Raw genomic sequence first — 17,459 nt, forward strand, 5'->3', positions numbered from 1 at the left:
TGGTCACGTCCACTGCTTCCGGTCTGTCAGGATGGAGGCATGGGTCATCCGGTGGGTAGCGAGTCTGGGGGAGCGGTGCAACCGGAGCTTCCGCCGGGGCAGCGCCTGCAGCGCGGATGGCCGGTCACCCACTACGGCCCGGTCCCCAAGTTCCGGCCCGAACGCTGGGAGTTCAGGGTCTTCGGGGCCACCGCCGACGGCGAGAAGCACACCTGGAACCACGAGGAGTTCTCGGCGCTGCCGTACGGGACCGTGGAAGGCGACCTGCACTGCGTCACCAAGTTCAGCATGCTCGGTGCCGAGTGGGGCGGCGTGTGCGCCGCCACGATCCTGGAGCTGGCCCCGCCCGCGCCGGGCGTCACGCACGTGATGGTCTGGGCCGAGTACGGCTTCAGCTCGAACCTGCGGCTGACGGACTTCGCCTCCGACCGCACGATCTTCGCCACCCACAAGGGCGGTGAACTGCTCACCGCCGAGCACGGCTTCCCGCTGCGTCTCGTGGTGCCCCACCTGTACGCCTGGAAAGGGCCGAAGTGGGTGCGCGGGGTCGAGTACATGACCGCGGACCGCCGCGGCTTCTGGGAGGAGCGCGGGTACCACAACGTGGGCGACCCGTGGCGCGAGCAGCGCTACTCGTACCAGGAAGAGCCCGGGGAAGGCCCCGAGCTCTAGTTCCTGGGTTCCCGGCATCCCGGGTCTCCGGGTCAGTGGTGGTACCGGTGCACCACCGCGTGTCCCTTGCCGCGGCCGATCATCCAGCGGTTGACCGGCGTCGTCACCACGAAGGCGAGCGCGAGCGACGCGGCCAGGGCGCCCCAGAACAGGGCGTCGTCGAGGTGCGCGTCCATGGCGTCCGGCCACAGGGCGATGACCCCGTTGTCGATCAGCTCCATCACGGCGATCGAGAGGGTGTCGGCGGCGAGCGCGACCCGGAACGCCGTGCGGAAGTCGACGCCCGCCTTCAGGACGCCGCGCAGCGTGAGCGAGTAGCCGAAGACGAACGCGAGCGCGATCGCCAGGACCATCGTCGGTACGTTGCCCCAGCCGAGCGCGGTGCCGATCACCATGCCGAGGATCTCGCCGATGGCGCACCCGGTGAGGCAGTGCAGGGTCGCCTGCGCGGCCATGGACCAGCTGACCTTGGTGGTGCCGTGGTGCTGGTGGTGGGTGTGGTGCTCGGTGTGCGCGTCGTGCCGCATGGGTCCCCCAACCTCGGTGGGCGGTTCCTGTCATCGATGAGAACCGTATACCCCCTAGGGGTATTCCCTCATGGGGTCGGGATCTTACGCGCGCAGCTCCTTGAGGCGGGCCACGTCCGCGGCGTGCCCTTCCTTGCCGCCGGGCGTCTCGATGATCAGGGGCACGTTCTCGGTCGCCGGATGGGCCATCAGCTCGCGGAACGGGTCGGCGCCGATGTGGCCGGAGCCGATGTTCTCGTGGCGGTCCTTGTGGGCGCCGACGACATCCTTGGAGTCATTGGCGTGGATCAGCTTGAGGCGGCCCTCGCCGACGGTGTCCACCAGCAGGTCGAGGGTCTGCTTCATCCCGGCGGGCCCGGTCAGGTCGTGGCCCGCGGCGAAGATGTGGCAGGTGTCGAGGCAGACACCCAGCTTGGGGTGGTGGTCGAGGGCGTCGAAGTACGGCCCGAAGTCCCAGGTGCGGGAGCAGAGCGACGAGCCCTGCCCGGCCGTGGACTCCAGGAGCAGGAACGGGTCGTCGTCGTGGGTCAGCTCGTCGAGCAGCGGCAGCAGATGCGCGCGGACCTGGGCGAGCGCGACGGCCCGCTCACGGCCGCCGGTGGCGGACCCGGTGTGCACGACGACGCCCAGGGCGCCGATCTCCCGGCCGCGCCGCAGGGAGTGCCGCATCGACTCGACGGACCTCTCGACGGTGGCCTCGGTGTGCGAGCCGAAGTTGATCAGGTACGGCGCGTGGACGTACGCCGGGATGTTCTCGGCGGCGCACCGGGCGCGGAACTCCTCGTCCTGCTTCGGGTTGCCGGTGGGCGTGGCCCAGCCGCGCGGGTTGGCCACGAAGACCTGCACGGTCTCGGCCTCGAGCTCACGCGCGTAGGACAGCCCTATGGAGGCGAGGCCGCCGGCCACGGGGACATGGCCGCCGATCGGATTGCGGATGCTGCTGTTCACCGGGCAAGGGTGCCATGCGGCCCGGACGGGTCCCGCACCGCGGCCCGGAACCCCTCTCGACCCGGACTCCTAGCGGATCGTGATCTTGACGGTCGAGCCCTTGGGGGCCTCGTCGCCGCCCTCCACGGACTGGCTCTTCACGGTGTCGCCGAACAGTCCGAGCAGCCCGCGGTCCTCGTCGACCTGGAACCCGGCGTCCTCAAGCGTGGACGTGGCCTCGTCGACCTTCATGCCCGTGACGTCCGGGACCTCGACCATCACGGGGCCCTTGGAGATCGTCAGCGTCACGGTGTCGCCCTCGGCGAGCTGTGCGCCCTCACCGGGGGACTGCTTGGCCACGTCGCCCTTGTCCTCGTCGGAGTTGACCCGCGCCGAGGCGATCTTCGCCTTCAGGCCCGCGTCCTCCAGGTCGGCGATCGCGTCCTGCTCGGACTCGCCGGTGACATCGGGGACGTCGACCGGTGCGCCCTTGGAGACGACCAGGGCGACCGCCGAACCCGACGTGCGGGTCGTGCCCGCGCCCGGGTCCGTGCTGATCACGGAGCCCTTGGGGATCTCCTCGCTGAACGCCTTGGTGACCATGCCCGGTTCGAGCCCGGCGTCCTTGAGCTCGCTCTTCGCCTTGGCGAGCGCGGTGCCCTTGAGATCGGGGACCTTCACGGTCTCGGGGCCCTTGGACACGGTCAGAGTCACCGTGCCGTTGTCCCGGATGCGGGAGCCGGGGTCCGGGTCGCTGCCGATGACCTCGCCCCGGTCGACCGTGTCGCTGTACTTCTCGGTGACCGCGCCGACCCGCAGGCCCGCCGCCTCGATGCGACGCTCGGCCTCGCCCTTCGGCTGGCTCAGGATCGTCGGTACCTTCGTGAACTGGCCCGAGTTGATGTACCAGACGCCCGTGCCGATCCCGAGGGCCAGCACGACCGCGGCGATGATCACGAACAGCCGGCGGCGCGGATTGCCACCGGGGCGGTGCCCGGGCGCGTGCGGTGGCGGCGGCGGGGTCTCGAGCAGGCTCGTGCGGTGGAACCGCTCCTCGTCCTGCGTCGGCAGCGGAAGCTGTACGGGGTCCGTGCGCACCGCGCGCGGGATCACGCTCGTACGGTCGTCGGCGCCCACGTGCTCCGCCTCGTGGGCCTGCGGCGGCACCGCGTCCAGCTGGGCGTCGGTCAGTGTCGCCCTGGCCGCCCTGGCGTGGCCGAGGAGGGCCACCGCGTCGTACGGCCGGACCTCGGGGGTGCGCGCCGTCGCGGAGGCGACCAGCTCGTCGAGCTCGAAGGGCAGCCCGGGAACGGCCGCCGAGGGCGGCGGCACGTCCTCGTTGAGGTGCTTGTAGAGGACCTGCGCCGGGGACTCGCCCGAGTGCGGCTTGCCGCCCGTGAGCATCTCGTACAGGACGACCCCGCACGCGTAGACGTCCACCGCGGGTGTCGCCGTACCGTTCTCGATCTGCTCGGGCGCCAGGTACGACACCGTGCCGAGGACGGCCCCGGTGGTGTTGGTCACCGTGTCCACCGCTCGTACGAGGCCGAAGTCCGCCACCTTGACGCGGCCGTCGTCCCCTATGAGTACGTTCTCCGGCTTCATGTCGCGGTGCACGAAGCCCGCGCGGTGCGCCGCCCCGAGCGCGGCGAGGACCGGCTCCAGGATGTCGAGCGCCGCACGCGGACGCAGCGCCCCGCGGTCGCGCAGCACGTCGCGGAGCGTGCAGCCCGCGATGTACTCCATCGCGAGATAGACGTACGGACCGTCGGTGCCCTGGTCGAAGACCCCCACCACATTGGGGTGGGAGAGACGCGCCACCGACTTGGCCTCGCGGATGAACCGGTCGACGAACGAGACGTCGGCCGCCAGCGAGGGATGCATCACCTTGAGCGCGAGCACGCGGTCGAGGCGGGTGTCCACGGCCCGATAGACCGTGGCCATCCCGCCGACCGCGATACGTGCGTCGATGCGGTACCGGCCGTCGAGCACGTGCCCGAGCAACGGGTCCTGAAGGGTCGTGTCCACGCAGGCGAGTGTACGAGGAGCGACCGACAGCACGGTCCCGTGCGACGGGACCGGACCCGTACTGCAGCAGACCTGTGACCGGCGGACGGATCAGAAGGCGGGGCGCTCGGGATCGAGGTGCGCGCGCCCCCGCACGGGCGAGGAAGCCTCGGCGAAATGGCGCTTGGGGATGCGTCCCGCGCGGTGTGCGAGCCGGCCCGCCTCCACCGCGTGCCGCATGCCCTCGGCCATGAGGACCGGCTCCTGCGCCCGGGTCACGGCTGAGGCGAGCATCACACCTGCGCAGCCCAGTTCCATGGCGAGCGCCACATCCGACGCGGTGCCCGCGCCCGCGTCCAGGATCACCGGCACGCGCGCGTGCTCGACGATCAGCTGGAAGTTGTGCGGGTTGCGGATCCCGAGCCCGGAGCCGATGGGGGAGCCGAGCGGCATGACCGCCGCGCAGCCCACGTCCTCCAGCTTGCGGGCCAGGACGGGGTCGTCGTTCGTGTAGGGGAGGACCGTGAACCCGTCGTCCACCAGCGTCTCCGCGGCGTCGAGCAGCTCGATGGGGTCGGGCAGCAGCGTGCGCTCGTCGGCGATGACCTCCAGCTTGACCAGGTCCGTGCCGAGCGCCTCGCGCGCGAGGCGGGCCGTGAGGACCGCCTCTCCCGCGGTGAAGCAGCCCGCGGTGTTCGGCAGCACCTGAATGCCGAGCTTTTCGAGGACCGACAGGACCGAACCGTGGACGTCGGCGTCGACGCGCCGCATGGCCACCGTGGTGAGCTCGGTGCCGGAGGCGACGAGAGAGCGCTCGAGGACGTCGAGGCTCGGCGCACCGCCGGTGCCCATGATCAGGCGCGAGGAGTACGTGGTGCCGCCGAGGACGAAAGCGTCGTCAGCCATGAATGAGTCAGCCTCCTTGTACGGCGGTGAGGACTTCGACGCGGTCTCCTTCGGAGAGCGCGGTACGGGGCCACTGGGCGCGCGGCACCACGGTCTCGTTGAGCGCGGCGGCGACACCCGAGTGCGCGGTGGTGAGCGTGGCCACCAGGGCGTCGAGGGTGGTCTCGGCGGTCACGGTGTGCGGCTCGCCGTTGAGGGACACGTTCATGCGGGCTGCTCCACGGATGCGGCGGCGCCGAAGCGCCGGGGCGTGAACGGGCTTGCCTCTTCCGGGAGTTCACCCGTGGCCAGGACGTGCGCCATGGCGTCGCCGGTGACCGGAGTGAGCAGCACGCCGTTGCGGTAGTGGCCGGTGGCCAGATGCAGGCCCGGCAGCGTGGTCGGGCCGAGCAGCGGCGCGTTGTCGGGGGAGCCGGGGCGCAGGCCCGCCCGGGTCTCGGTCAGCGGCAACTCCGTGATGCCGGGCACCAGTTCGTGGGCGTCGCGCAACAGCTCGTAGACGCCGCCCGCGGTGACCGTGGTGTCCCAGCCGAGCTCCTCGCTGGTGGCGCCGACGACGAGCTCGCCGTTGACGCGGGGCACCAGGTAGACGTGGCTGCCCCGGACCACGGCCCGCACCGTGCGGCTCAGGAACGGCGCGTACCGCTTCGGCACCGTCAGCCGCAGCACCTGGCCCTTGACCGGGCGGACGGGCGGCAGCACCTCGTCGGGGACGCCCGCGAGCTGCCCGCTGCGGCTGCCCGCGGCCAGGACGACCTGACCGGCGGCGAGCTCCGTGCCGTCGGCCAGGACGACGCCGCGCGCCCGGTCCCGTACGACGGACAGCCGTTCGGCCCACGTCCGGTGGAAGGTCACGCCGGAGCGCTCGCAGGCCGTCACGAGCGCGCTCGCGAGCCTTCTCGGGTCGATCTGGTGGTCACCGTCGACCCGCAGGCCCCCGCGCACGCCCGGCGCGAGCATCGGTTCGAGGCGGCGGCAGTCACGGCCCGACAGCCACTCGGACTCCAGGCCCGACTTGGTCTGCAGCGCGTGCAGCTCCCGCAGGTGCGCCCGGTCGTCCGCGTCGAGCGCGACGGCGAGCGTGCCGCACGCGCGGTAGCCGAGGTCCTGGCCCGTGGCCTCGGACAGCTCGGCCGCGAAGTCCGGGTAGCGGCGCGCGGACTCGACGTTCAGGGCGAGCAACGTGTGCTCGCCGTAGTGGAGTTCGGTGACGGCGGCCAGCATTCCGGCCGCCACCTGGGCGGCCCCGCCGCCCGGCTCGGGGTCCACGACCGCGACGGACAGGCCGCGCTGCGCGGACCTCCACGCGGTGACCAGGCCGATGATGCCGCCCCCGACGACGAGGACGTCGGTGGTGGGTGCCGTGGGCGTCTCGGGTCCCTCGGGTGACGCTTCGGGTGGCGTACGCGACATGGGCGTCCAGCCCCTCCCTTCGCCGGCATGACCCGGATCAGGTTCGTACGGTCGGAGGCCGTCCCAGCCTCCCTCTCAGCCCGCTGCGTACGGGCTCCCGCGAGTGCTTTACGTTGGCCACCCTAGCTCTTCGCCCTCAGCGCCAGTAAGGGAGCCCTCGCCCGTGACCCGCTCGTTGGACGGACTCTTTCTCGCCCCTGTGGCCGACCAGGCCCCGGGCCAGGTCGGTACGCGGACCCGCTTCGCGTACCACGAGAAGGACGACCGGATCTGGGCCCACTACGAAGGCGGCGATGTCGTCCAGGGGCACCTTGTGGGTACGCGTTCCGGCGACCGGCTCGACTTCCGCTACGTACAACTGAAGACCGACGGGACCACCTCCTCCGGGCACTGCGTCTCCGTCGTGTCCGAGCTGCCCGACGGCCGGGTGCGGCTCGACGAGACCTGGGAGTGGGAGTCGCAGACGGGCAACGGCACCAGCGTGGTCGAGGAGCTCCGGGAAGGGGCTTGATCGCTAAACCGGTGACACGTGTGCAGGACGTCACGGCGCGGGAGTGGTCCGGGCCGCTGACCCGCGCAAGATCAGATGCCTAAGGTGATCCCTGTGAGCGAGCAGCAGAGCGGGAAAGTGGTCATCGTCGGCGCGGGCATGGCCGGTGTGCAGACGGCGGTGGCGCTGCGCGAACAGGGCTTCGGCGGCACCGTCACGCTGATCGGGGCGGAGTCCCACCAGCCCTACGACCGGCCGCCGCTGTCCAAGGCGGTGCTGCTCGGCAAGGCCGAGGGCTCCGCCTTCGACATCGACTTCGAGGCGCTCGGCGTGACCCTGGAGCTGGGCCGCGAGGTGACCGGCCTGCGACCCGGCGACCGTGAACTGGACACGGCCCAAGGGCCGGTCCCGTACGACGTGCTGGTCGTCGCCACCGGCGCCGAACCGGTGCGGCTGCCCGGCACGGAGGCCGTCCCCGGGGTCCACCTGCTGCGCACCCTCGACGACGCCGAGCGGCTGCGGCCCGTCCTGGCCGAGCAGCACGACGTGGTGGTCGTGGGCGCGGGCTGGATCGGCGCCGAGTTCGCCACCGCCGCCCGCGAGGCGGGCTGCCGGGTCACCGTCGTGGAGGCCGCCGAGCGGCCGCTGGCCGGGGCGTTGCCCGCGGAGGTAGCCGCCCCCATGGCGGCCTGGTACGCGGACGCGGGGGCCCAACTGCGCACCCGCGCGCGCGTGGAGCGCGTCGAACCGGGGGCCGTGGTCCTCGACGACGGGACGCGGCTGCCCGCGGGGGCCGTCGTCGTCGGCATCGGCGCCCGCCCCGCCACCCGCTGGCTGGCCGGCTCGGGCGTCGAACTCGGCGCCCACCGCGAAGTCGTGGCGGACGAGAGGCTCCGCACGTCCGTGCCCGGCGTGTACGCGGTGGGGGACTGCTCGTCGTTCCCCTCGGCGCGCTACGGGCAGCGCCTGATGGTCCACCACTGGGACAACGCCCTGCAGGGCCCCCGCACCGTGGCGGCGAACATCATCGGCGAGACCCCCGCGGTGTACGACCCGGTGCCCTACTTCTGGTCCGAGCAGTTCGGCCGGTTCGTGCAGTACGTGGGCCACCACGAGAGCGCCGACACCGCCGTGTGGCGCGGCGACCCGGCGGGCGCGGCCTGGTCGGTCTGCTGGCTGCGCGACGGCGCCCTGGTGGCCGTCCTGGCCGTCGGCAAGCCCCGCGACCTGGCCCAGGGACGCAAGCTGATCGAGGCGGGAACCCCGCTGAACGCGGACCAGCTGGCCGATCCCGCGCGCCCCCTGAAGTCCGCCGTGGCCTGACCGGGGTCCGGAACACGGGCTGCCGCCCGGGTGGAACACCTGGTCGGACCGGCCCGGCTTCCGACTGTCAGTCCGGGATGGCACGCTTGTCGTGTGACCGAGATTGACGCAAAGATCGATGCTCTCGTCCCCGAGTGGCTCACCCTCCCCGACATCGCCGAGCAGATGGATGTCGAGGTGACACGCGTGCGCCAGCTGGTGAAGGACGGCCAGGTGATCGCCGTACGTCGTGGGGAGAACCGGGCACTGCACGTGCCCGCCGCCTTCATCGACGGCGACAAGATCGTCAAGGGCCTCGTCGGCCTTCTGACGGTCCTGCGGGACGACGGCTTCTCCGACGAAGAGATGCTGGAGTGGCTCTTCACCTCCGACCCGACCCTGCCGGGGACGCCCGCGCAGGCCCTGAGCGAGAATCGCGGCACGGAGGTGAAGCGCCGCGCCCAGGCGCTCGCCGTCTGACCTGACAACCGTCCGGCGTGCGCGCCCCGCGTCCCGTGGGGCGCGCACGCCACCGACACCGCACCACCCACGGGGGGACTTCCATGGCAGACCCGAAGCGCGCACAGCTCGCCGACGCGCGGCTGTACCTGTGCACCGACGCGCGCAAGCGCCAGGGAGACCTGCCGGAGTTCCTCGACACCGTGCTGGCGAACGGCGTGGACATCGTCCAGCTGCGCGACAAGGGCATGGAGGCCGGTGAGGAACTGGAGCACCTCGCGGTGTTCGCCGAGGCGGCCCGCCGCCACGGCAAGCTGTTCGCGGTGAACGACCGGGCGGACGTCGCCCACGCGACCCGCTCGGACGTGCTGCACCTGGGCCAGGGCGACCTGCCCGTGCCCGCGGCCCGCGCCGTCCTCGGCGAGGACGTCCTCATCGGCCGTTCCACGCATGCCGAGTCGGAGGCCGAGGCGGCCGCCGTCCAGGAGGGCGTGGATTACTTCTGCACGGGCCCCTGCTGGCCGACGCCGACCAAGCCCGGCCGCCACGCGCCCGGCCTCGACCTCGTACGGCACACCGCGGCCCTCGGCACCGACCGCCCCTGGTTCGCCATCGGCGGCATCGACCTCGGCAATCTGGACGAGGTCCTGGAGGCCGGCGCCCGCCGCGTCGTGGTCGTCCGGGCGATCACCGAGGCCGACGATCCGGGCGCCGCGGCAGCCGAGTTCGCCAAGCGCGTGCGGTCACTCTGACCCCACGGGGAACAGCTGTTCCGTCCTTCGCCGGGCCGCTGTCCGCAGGGTGGACGGGGATTAGGGACTACCGGATTCCGTCAGTAACCTGCCGGTATGGCCCTTGGCACCGCTTCCACCAGGACTGATCGCGCCCGCCGGGTGAGCGACATGCTCGCGCCCGGCAAGACGACGTACTCGTTCGAGTTCTCCGCGCCGAAGACCCCGAAGGGCGAGCGCAACCTGTGGAACGCGCTGCGCAGGGTCGAGGCCGTCGCCCCCGACTTCGTCTCCGTGACGTACGGCGCGGGCGGCTCCACACGCGCGGGCACCGTCAAGGAGACCCAGCAGATCGTCGCCGACACGACGCTCACGCCGGTCGCCCACATCACCGCCGTCGAGCACTCGATCGCCGAGCTGCGCAACATCATCGGCCAGTACGCCGACGCCGGGATCCGGAACATGCTGGCGGTCCGCGGCGACCCGCCCGGCGACCCGATGGGCGACTGGATCGCGCACCCCGAAGGTCTCACCTACGCGGCCGAACTCGTCGAGCTGATCAAGGAGTCCGGGGACTTCTGCGTCGGCGTCGCCGCGTTCCCCTCGATGCACCCGCGCTCCGCGGACTGGGACACCGACGTGCGGCACTTCGTCGACAAGTGCCGCGCGGGCGCCGACTACGCGATCACGCAGATGTTCTTCGACCCGGAGGAGTACCTGCGACTGCGCGACCGCGTCGCCGCCGCGGGCTGCGACACCCCGATCATCCCGGAATGCATGCCCGTGACGAGTGTGCGGATGCTCGAACGGCTGCCCAAGCTGAGCAACGCGGACTTCCCTCCGGCGCTGAAAGAGCGGATCCTCACAGCGAAAGACGATCCAGCCGCTGTACGCTCCATTGGCATCGAGTTCGCTACGGAGTTTTGCGCCAAGCTGCTTGACGAGGGAGTGCCCGGTCTGCACTTCATTACGCTGAACAACTCCACTGCGACGCTGGAAATCTACGAAAACCTGGGCCTGCACGATCAGCAGGCCTGATGCGCCGTACCCCCAGAGGGCCGCGGCCGTACGAGAGGGGCGTACATGGGCTGGGCGGTCCTCTATGTCGCGTTCGGACTGGTGGCACTGTGGCTCCTCGGTGAGGTGCTGCTGCAGTACAAGGCACGGCTGCGCTGGCGGCTGCTCGCCTTCGGCGGCTTCCTGGGGGTGGTCCTCGGCGTCCTGATGCCGTCGGTCTACGTCATCGGGGCCGGCGCCATCGCCTTCGCGATCGGACAGACGTACGTCACGCTGTCGTTCCGCCGCGGGTTCGCGGCGGGCTGGGCGCTCAAGGGCGGCTCGGTCGGCGAGAACCTCGGCGGCAGCAAGCGCCGCAAGCGGGAACCGGTCCAGCAGGACCCCACGCTCGAGGTCTCCGACCTGGAGTACGAGCAGGGCGCGGCCTCCGACGCGTACCCACCGATGCCGGAGAGCGCGGCCGAGACGACCTCGGTGTACGCCCCGGAACCGATGCCCGACGACACCGGCCAGTACGGCGTCTACAGCGACGCCGCGTACGCGCAGGCCGCGCAGGGCGCCCAGGGGTACGGCTACGACACCGGCACCTACGGCTACGACCAGAACACCTATGGCTACGACACCGGGCAGCAGCCGTACGCGGCTCCGTACTCGGACCCGTACATCGGTGCGCAGTCGTATCCCGAGCAGCCCCAGTACGGCGACCCGTACGCCACCGGCCAGCAGCAGTACGGCGACCCCTACGCGACGGCCGCGGGCTACGGCTCGGAGACCCCGCCCGGGGGCGTCTGGGTGCCGCAGCAGCGCAACGGCGACGAGTACGGCGGAGAGCTGCCGCCCGAGCAGCCGTACCCCACGTACCCGCAGCACGACCCGAACAACGGGTACGACACGGGGTACCAGCAGGAGCAGCAGTACCGGTACTGAGGGCCCGGGGCGCCGGGTGACCGCGGCTCACTGAGAGCCGCGGAACTCCGGCCCCTCCACGATCAGTCCGGCCACCAGCGCCCCCGACATGCCCGCGTGCGGCAGCCCGCCGCCGGGGTGCGACCAGCCGCCGACCGCGAACAGGCCCGGCAACGCCGTCCGGTTCGCCGCCTGCAGCAGATTTCCCCGGGCCGCCGCGAGGGCGGGCGCGGGCACGGCGCCGCCGTCCGCACCGGTCGCCTCGGCGATGTCCCGCGGGGTGCGGACCTCGTGCCACAGAAGGCGCTCGCGCAGGCCGGGAACGGCGCGCTCGGCCGCCGCGAGGACCTGCTCGACGTCGCCCTCGGCCACGCGCGCGTGCGGAGGCACCGTGACGGTCACCGACACCGCCTCGTGCTCGGCATCCGGCACCTGCGACGCGTCACCGGAGCGCAGCACCGTGACGGTCGGTCTCTGCGCGAGCGGGCCGCCGTCGAACAGCCACGCCAACTCGGCGCCCCGGTCCGCCCCGTGCACGACCGTGCGGTGCGGTGTCCCCTCGGGGCGCGCCCCGCGCAGCGCGAGGTGCACCGTCAGCCGACTGGGCACCTCTGCTTCGCTCCGGGCCGGTACCTCGCCCTGTACGGAGCGCTCGGGCAGCAGCCGATCGAGCACGCCGGGCGCGACCCCCGCCACCACGAACTCGGCGTCCTCGACCGTACCGTCGGCCAGCTCGACGCCTGCCGCGCGCCCGTCCTTCTCCACGATCCGGGTGACTTCGGCACCGAACCTGAACTCGACCTTCCGCTTCAGGCAGCGCGCGTACACGGCGTCCGCCAGCGCCCGCATGCCGCCCGTCACGGCCCAGGTCCCGAAGGTCTGCTCCATGTACGGCAACACGGCGGCGCTCGCCGGTGCCGTACGGGGGTCGAGGCCGTACGCGAGCGCGTACTGCTCCAGGAGCGCCACCAGGCGCGGGTCACCGCCCAGCTCCAGGACGCCGATCTCGGCGAGCGTCGTGGCCGTGCGCGCCGCGCGCAGCAGCCGCTTCCGCGGGGCGGCGGGGTACGGCTCACGGTCGGCCAGCACCTGCCAGTTCGGCCACAGGGGCTCTTCGAGCAGGGGGCGCCGGGTGCGGTCCCAGGCTTCCCGGGCCCGGTTCATGAACGCCGACCAGCGTGCGCCCGCGCCCGCGCCGACCGCCGCGTCCAGTGCCTCGGCGACCCCGGCACGCCGGGCGTTCGGCAGGTCCGTCGTCGTGCCGTCCGCGAAGACGTGCCGCACGGCGGGCTCCACCTGCGTGAGCCCGACCAGGTCCTCCAGGGGCTCCTTGCCGGTCTTGATGAACAAGTCGCGGTAGACCGCGGGCAGGGGGAGCAGCGCCGGGCCCGTGTCGAACGCGAAGCCGTCGCGCTCGATACGGCCCACCGCCCCGCCGTACGTCGACGCGCGCTCGAGGACCACCGGTCGGTGGCCCGCCACGGCCAGCCGAGCGGCGGCCGCCATGGCGCCCATCCCCGCGCCGATCACCGCAATTCGTGCCATGTCAGGGACTGTAGCGGCCCCCACCGACAACGCCGCCGCCAGGTCAGGGAGGCGGTTGTGCCTCGCGGGCGATCCGCTTCTCCTCCCGGCGCTGCGCCTGTCTGCGCAGGAACCTGCGGATGCGCCGGATGAGGAAGACCAGTATCACCAGGCCGAGAACGAGCAGGACCGCCGCGATCACCGCGGCCGCCACCGGATAGAACATCGCGAACGTCACGATGCCGGCGACACCGAGGTCCTCGGCGGTGCTCATCACGAAGTTCGACGCCGGTTCCGGCGAGGTGTTGATCGCCATCCGGGTGCCGGCCTTCACGGCATGGCTGGCCAGCGCCGTCGAACCACCGACCGCGCCCGCCGCCAGGTCGGACAGCGAACCGCTCTGTCCCGCGAGCAGCGCGCCCACGACGGCGCCCGACACCGGCCGGATCACGGTGTGCACCGAGTCCCACACCGAGTCCACGTACGGGATCTTGTCGGCGACGGCCTCGCACAGGAAGAGCACTCCCGCCGCGATCAGCACATCAGGGCGCTGCAGCGACTCGGGGACCTCGTCGGTCAGCCCGGTCGCGCCGAAGATGCCGAGCAGCAGGACCACCGCGTACGCGTTGATGCCGCTCGCCCAGCCACTGGTGAAGACCAGGGGGAGTACGGACACGGGGATGATCGTAACCAGTGGCGCACTCTCCGTGCCTGGGGGTGAGTGCGCACGTCTGAGTATCCGTACCTAGGGAGGGAGATGAGTAGATGCGCGGATGGGGTTCTACCTGCGTAGACGGAAGAGTGGAGGCCACGGAGAGGGGCGCGGTGCCCGGTACCGCCGACACGGGGCGGCGGAACGGAATCAGCGCCCTTGGCCGCTCCTCTCACCCGCCAGGGTGGGAGCGAGGCACGGGGGACCCGGGGGAGACCGACGGGGGTCCAACGGGGGAACAACGGGGGATGCGCCGGTCCGGTGAGGCCTGAGAACAGCCACAGGCCCCGCCGGACCGGCGCTTCACGTACGGGTCACGCTTTTCCGGTCAGCGGCTGACCGCCGCCCACCCGTCCCTGCAGCAGCAGCGACAGCGCGGCGTGCACATCGTCCAGGGAGCGCTCGGGCTGGAACGCCTGCCAGTCCAGGGCGGCCACCAGCACCATGCCCACGAGGGCGGCCGCCGTCAGCGGTACGTCGATCTCCTCGCTCAGCTCGCCGCCCTCCACGGCGTCGCGCAGCACACCCTCCACGACGGCCACCGCCTCCTGGCGGACCACGGCGAGCGTGGACTGCCAGGCACGGTTGGTGCGCCACAGTTCGGCCACGTACAGCTGCGTGAAGGCCGGGTACTCGTCGATGAAGACGAGCCCCGCGCGGATCATCGCGTCCAGGGCGTCGACCTTGCTGCCGCCTCTTTCGTCGGCCTTCTGTGCCGCATCCCGCAAGGAGGCGGTGAGAAGCCCGACGCCGTGCCGGAGCAGCTCCTCGAAGAGGACCGACTTGCTGGCGAAGTTGTAGTAGACCGTGCCCTTCGCGACCCCGGCGCGCTCGGCGATCTCGTCGACCGTCGTCGCGGAGAAACCCTGCTCCGCGATGAGCGTGACAGCGGCCTCGTAGAGCTTCTGCCGGGTGGCCTGGCGCCGTGTGCTGCTTTCCATGCCCCTGATTCTCACAGGCCGCCCCGTGGGCGCTGTCACAGGCTCAGCTCCGGGTGCAGCCGGTCCAGCGTCCACACCTGCTTGCGCCGCGCGGTCAGGGCGGTGAGCGCGAGGGCGCCCGCCGTGAACGCCACGAGCACCGCGCACGCCTGCCACACGGGCCCGAGCCCGCCGCCCGAGATCAGCCTGCGCAGCGCCTCGACGACGTAGCTCATCGGCAGGAACGGGTGGATCGCGTTGAAGAAGCCGGGACTCGTCTGCACGGGATACGTGCCGCCAGCCGATGTCAGCTGGAGCATCAGGAAGGCGAGGACGAGAATGCGGCCCGCCGCCCCGAAGCGCGCGTTCAGCCACTGCACGATGGCCGCGAAGCACGCCGTGACCAGGCACAGGAAGCCGACGGTGCCCGCCGCGTGCAGCATCTGGAGGCCAAGGGCCCAGTGCAGTACGGACATCAGGGCCGCCACCTGAAGGAGGCCGAGCGCGGCCACGGGCAGCCAGCCCGCGAGCGCCACGCGCCAGGAAGAGGCGCCCACGGCGAGCGCCCGCCGGTTGAGCGGCGCGATCAGCATGTAGGCGACCATCGCGCCCACCCACAAGGAGAGCGGGATGAAGTACGGGGCGAAGCCCGTCCCGTAGTTGGGCGCCTGGTGCAGCGACTGGGAGGCGAGCCGGACCGGGTCCGCCATCACCTTCGTGCGCTGGTCGCGGTCCTTCTTGTCGTAGTCGGGGATCTTCTCGACCCCGTCGTGCAGTCCGCCCGCGAGCTTGCCCGAACCGTCGGCCAGCTTGAACATGCCGCCGTTGAGGTCGCTCGCCCCGGTCTTCAACCTGCCCACACCGGAGTCGAGTTCGGTGGAACCTGACGACGCCGTCCCGAGCCCTGTGTGCAGCTTCGCGGCGCCCGCGGCGACCTGTCCGGCCCCCTTGTCGAGCTGGTTGATCCGGGCGACGGCGTTCGCGACGTCCTTGTCGAGCGTCGGGGCGCGCTCCGCCAGCGCCTCGGACTGCTTCTGGAGCGTCGCCAGATGCTGGTCCATGGCACCCAGGTCGCCGTTCTCGTCCTGGATGAGCGTGTTCAGGTCGTCCGAGACCGTGGCGACGTCCGCGGCCGCCGTCTTGGCCTTCTTCAGGTCGGGACAGGCCGGGTCGTCGATGAGCGCCTTCTCGCAGCGCCGTTCGTAGATCGCGGCAAGGATGTCGGAACCCGCGTGGGCGCCCTCGCGCGCGGTGGGCGCGAGCTTCACCAGGTCGTCCAGGTTGTGCCGGACGCCCGCCGCCGAGTCGGCGACGAACCGCGCCGTGTCACCGATCGCCTTCTTGTTGTCCTTCAGGAAGGGCAGCACCTGATCGGCCGCACCGTTCACCTTGCCGGCCAGCAACTGCGTGCCGTCGGCGACCTGCCGGGACCCGGACTCCAGGTCGCCGGCCCCCTGGTCGAGCTTCTTCAAGCCGCTCGCCAGGTCACCGCTGCCCTTCTTGGCGTCCTTGAGGCCGTCGGCCAGATCCTTCGAGCCCTTCTTCGCCTTGCCGATGCCCCCTTCGAGCTGGTCCGCGCCCGTGGCCGCCTTCTCGGTCGCGTCATGGATGTCCGAGAAGGAGATGAATATCTTGTCGAGGAACGAACGCGACGCGTTCGTGGACGCGGCGGAGCGCACCTCGGAGAACACCGTCCGGGAGATCTGCCCGACGATGTAGTTGTTCGCGTCGTTCGTACGCACCTGAAGAGCGCCGGTCTCGGGGGAGTCGCCGGAACTGGACGCGATGCGCGCACTGAAGTCCTTCGGCATGGTCAGCGACAGGTAGTACGTGCCGTCCTCCACGCCCTTCGCGGCCTGTGCGGAGCTGACCTCGTGCCACTGGAAGGTGTGGCTGTCGTGGAGCCCCTCGGTGATGTCGTCGCCCGCGGTGATGTTCCGCCCGGCGGCACTCGCCCCCTTGTCGTCGTTGACGAGTGCCACGGGGATCTTGTCGAGCCGTCCGTACGGATCCCAGAAGGACCACAGGTACAGCGCCCCGTAGAGCAGCGGCAGCAGCAGAAGGGCGACGAGCGCGGCGCGCGGCAGCTTGCCCCTGCCGAAGCGCCTGAGCTCAAGCGCGGCCAGCTTCGGCGAACGCATCGGCCGTCTCCTTGTCGGTCGTGGACGGATCAGCGGTCCGCGGGGGAGCGGTGGACACGACGAGCGCGCCCTCGGGCGCCTCGCTGCACACCGCCACCACCGTGGTGCCCGCGTCGGCGACGGCCCTCAACTGGCCCCAGATTTGGGCCCGTTCGCTGTCCGAGAGCTTCAGGTCGGTGTCGTCGACGGCGATCAGGCGCGGCCGGCCGATGAGGGCGAGGGCCAGGGACAGGCGCAGCGCCTCGACGCGTTCCAGGTCGCGCACGGCGGTGCGGGCGCGCTTGGGCAGGGCGTCGAGGTCGAGCCCCGCTCCGGCCAGTGCCACGTCGATCCGCCGCTTCGCCTCGGCGGCGCGCTCGGCCCGCGGTCGCAGCAGCCCGCGCCACGAGCCGTCGAACCGCCGCTGCAGCAGCGCCCGTTCCCGCAGATGCTCGGCGACGGTCAGCGCCGGATCCGGATCGGTCACCCCCGGCACGTGCGCGAGCGCGCTCACCCGCCGTACGGCGCTCATCTGCTTCGGCAGCCGGAAACCGGCCACGTGGGCCTCGCCCTCGGCCGGGCGCATCCGTCCCGTCAGCGCGAGCAGCAGACAGGTGCGGCCGCTGCCCGACGGCCCCTCGACCGCGACGAGCGCGCCCGGCGCGGCGTCGACGTCGACACCCCGGAACGCCCAGCCCCGCGGCCCCTTCACCCCGAACCCCGCGACGGCGACGGCGGCGCCGCCCTCCGGCCCGTCCATGGCCCTCCCCCTCGGCGGGCCCGCCGGCGCCTGCGCGACGGACCCCCTCTTTTAAACTGACTGGTC

Annotated in this window: 18 protein-coding genes and 1 riboswitch; of the genes, 7 read left to right on the plus strand and 11 right to left on the minus strand. The window is 71.8% G+C overall.

Annotation, left to right across the window (positions count from 1 at the left end; all coding sequences use genetic code 11):
* Positions 1-39 precede the first annotated feature (39 nt).
* A complete protein-coding gene (locus B072_RS0126750) occupies positions 40-672 on the plus strand; it encodes a sulfite oxidase-like oxidoreductase (RefSeq protein WP_026246341.1) in 633 nt (210 codons plus the stop codon).
* 32 nt (positions 673-704) lie between these two features.
* Here the strand turns inward: B072_RS0126750 and B072_RS0126755 are convergent, their stop codons facing one another.
* From B072_RS0126755 to thiO, 6 genes are all read right to left on the minus strand, one after another.
* Entirely contained in the window at positions 705-1,199 is a 495-nt protein-coding gene (locus B072_RS0126755) for a DUF4396 domain-containing protein (protein WP_018533024.1), read from the minus strand.
* Positions 1,200-1,283: 84 nt separating this feature from the next.
* Positions 1,284-2,147 carry a deoxyribonuclease IV gene (locus B072_RS0126760; RefSeq protein ID WP_018533025.1) on the minus strand — a complete coding sequence of 288 codons (864 nt, stop codon included), beginning with the start codon at positions 2,145-2,147 and terminating at the stop codon, positions 1,284-1,286.
* A 69-nt stretch (positions 2,148-2,216) separates the two neighbouring features.
* Positions 2,217-4,154 carry a Stk1 family PASTA domain-containing Ser/Thr kinase gene (gene pknB / locus B072_RS0126765; protein WP_018533026.1) on the minus strand — a complete coding sequence of 646 codons (1,938 nt, stop codon included), beginning with the start codon at positions 4,152-4,154 and terminating at the stop codon, positions 2,217-2,219.
* A 90-nt stretch (positions 4,155-4,244) separates the two neighbouring features.
* A complete protein-coding gene (locus tag B072_RS0126770) occupies positions 4,245-5,039 on the minus strand; it encodes a thiazole synthase (protein ID WP_018533027.1) in 795 nt (264 codons plus the stop codon).
* Between the two features lie 7 nt (positions 5,040-5,046).
* A complete protein-coding gene (thiS, locus tag B072_RS0126775) occupies positions 5,047-5,247 on the minus strand; it encodes a sulfur carrier protein ThiS (RefSeq protein ID WP_018533028.1) in 201 nt (66 codons plus the stop codon).
* Positions 5,244-6,452, minus strand: coding sequence for a glycine oxidase ThiO (gene thiO, locus B072_RS0126780; RefSeq protein ID WP_018533029.1), 1,209 nt, complete (start codon positions 6,450-6,452; stop codon positions 5,244-5,246). The genes thiS and thiO overlap by 4 nt, the downstream gene beginning before the upstream one ends.
* A riboswitch (TPP riboswitch) is annotated at positions 6,450-6,563 on the minus strand. It overlaps the preceding gene by 3 nt.
* A gap of 52 nt (positions 6,564-6,615) precedes the next feature.
* Between thiO and B072_RS0126785 the strand changes: the two genes are divergently transcribed.
* From B072_RS0126785 to B072_RS0126810, 6 genes are all read left to right on the plus strand, one after another.
* A complete protein-coding gene (locus B072_RS0126785) occupies positions 6,616-6,963 on the plus strand; it encodes a hypothetical protein (RefSeq protein ID WP_018533030.1) in 348 nt (115 codons plus the stop codon).
* A 75-nt stretch (positions 6,964-7,038) separates the two neighbouring features.
* Entirely contained in the window at positions 7,039-8,265 is a 1,227-nt protein-coding gene (locus B072_RS0126790; RefSeq protein ID WP_199791101.1) for an NAD(P)/FAD-dependent oxidoreductase, read from the plus strand.
* A 93-nt stretch (positions 8,266-8,358) separates the two neighbouring features.
* Complete coding sequence (locus B072_RS0126795; protein ID WP_018533032.1) at positions 8,359-8,724, plus strand: Rv2175c family DNA-binding protein; 366 nt, start codon at positions 8,359-8,361, stop codon at positions 8,722-8,724.
* An 83-nt stretch (positions 8,725-8,807) separates the two neighbouring features.
* Entirely contained in the window at positions 8,808-9,455 is a 648-nt protein-coding gene (gene thiE / locus B072_RS0126800) for a thiamine phosphate synthase (RefSeq protein ID WP_018533033.1), read from the plus strand.
* A 96-nt stretch (positions 9,456-9,551) separates the two neighbouring features.
* Entirely contained in the window at positions 9,552-10,472 is a 921-nt protein-coding gene (metF, locus tag B072_RS0126805) for a methylenetetrahydrofolate reductase [NAD(P)H] (RefSeq protein ID WP_051127304.1), read from the plus strand.
* A gap of 45 nt (positions 10,473-10,517) precedes the next feature.
* On the plus strand, positions 10,518-11,378 hold the full coding sequence (locus tag B072_RS0126810; protein WP_018533035.1) for a hypothetical protein: 861 nt from the start codon (positions 10,518-10,520) through the stop codon (positions 11,376-11,378).
* Between the two features lie 27 nt (positions 11,379-11,405).
* On the opposite strand, the gene B072_RS0126815 is transcribed toward B072_RS0126810, so the two are convergent.
* From B072_RS0126815 to B072_RS0126835, 5 genes are all read right to left on the minus strand, one after another.
* Positions 11,406-12,902: a phytoene desaturase family protein gene (locus tag B072_RS0126815; protein WP_026246342.1), complete on the minus strand. Its 1,497-nt coding sequence runs from the start codon at positions 12,900-12,902 to the stop codon at positions 11,406-11,408.
* A gap of 43 nt (positions 12,903-12,945) precedes the next feature.
* The gene (locus B072_RS0126820; protein ID WP_018533037.1) at positions 12,946-13,557 is read right to left on the minus strand and encodes a DUF4126 domain-containing protein; all 612 of its coding nucleotides are present in this window, start codon (positions 13,555-13,557) and stop codon (positions 12,946-12,948) included.
* A gap of 350 nt (positions 13,558-13,907) precedes the next feature.
* Positions 13,908-14,534: a TetR/AcrR family transcriptional regulator gene (locus tag B072_RS0126825; RefSeq protein WP_018533038.1), complete on the minus strand. Its 627-nt coding sequence runs from the start codon at positions 14,532-14,534 to the stop codon at positions 13,908-13,910.
* Positions 14,535-14,569: 35 nt separating this feature from the next.
* Entirely contained in the window at positions 14,570-16,654 is a 2,085-nt protein-coding gene (locus B072_RS0126830) for a YhgE/Pip family protein (RefSeq protein ID WP_018533039.1), read from the minus strand.
* Positions 16,626-17,393 (minus strand): ATP-binding cassette domain-containing protein, encoded by a 768-nt coding sequence (locus tag B072_RS0126835; RefSeq protein ID WP_018533040.1) that lies wholly within the window; start codon positions 17,391-17,393, stop codon positions 16,626-16,628. Before B072_RS0126835 ends, B072_RS0126830 begins: the two co-directional genes overlap by 29 nt.
* Positions 17,394-17,459 lie beyond the last annotated feature (66 nt).

Origin of the sequence: Streptomyces sp. HmicA12 (genome assembly GCF_000373565.1) — a bacterium.
GTDB lineage: Bacteria > Actinomycetota > Actinomycetes > Streptomycetales > Streptomycetaceae > Streptomyces.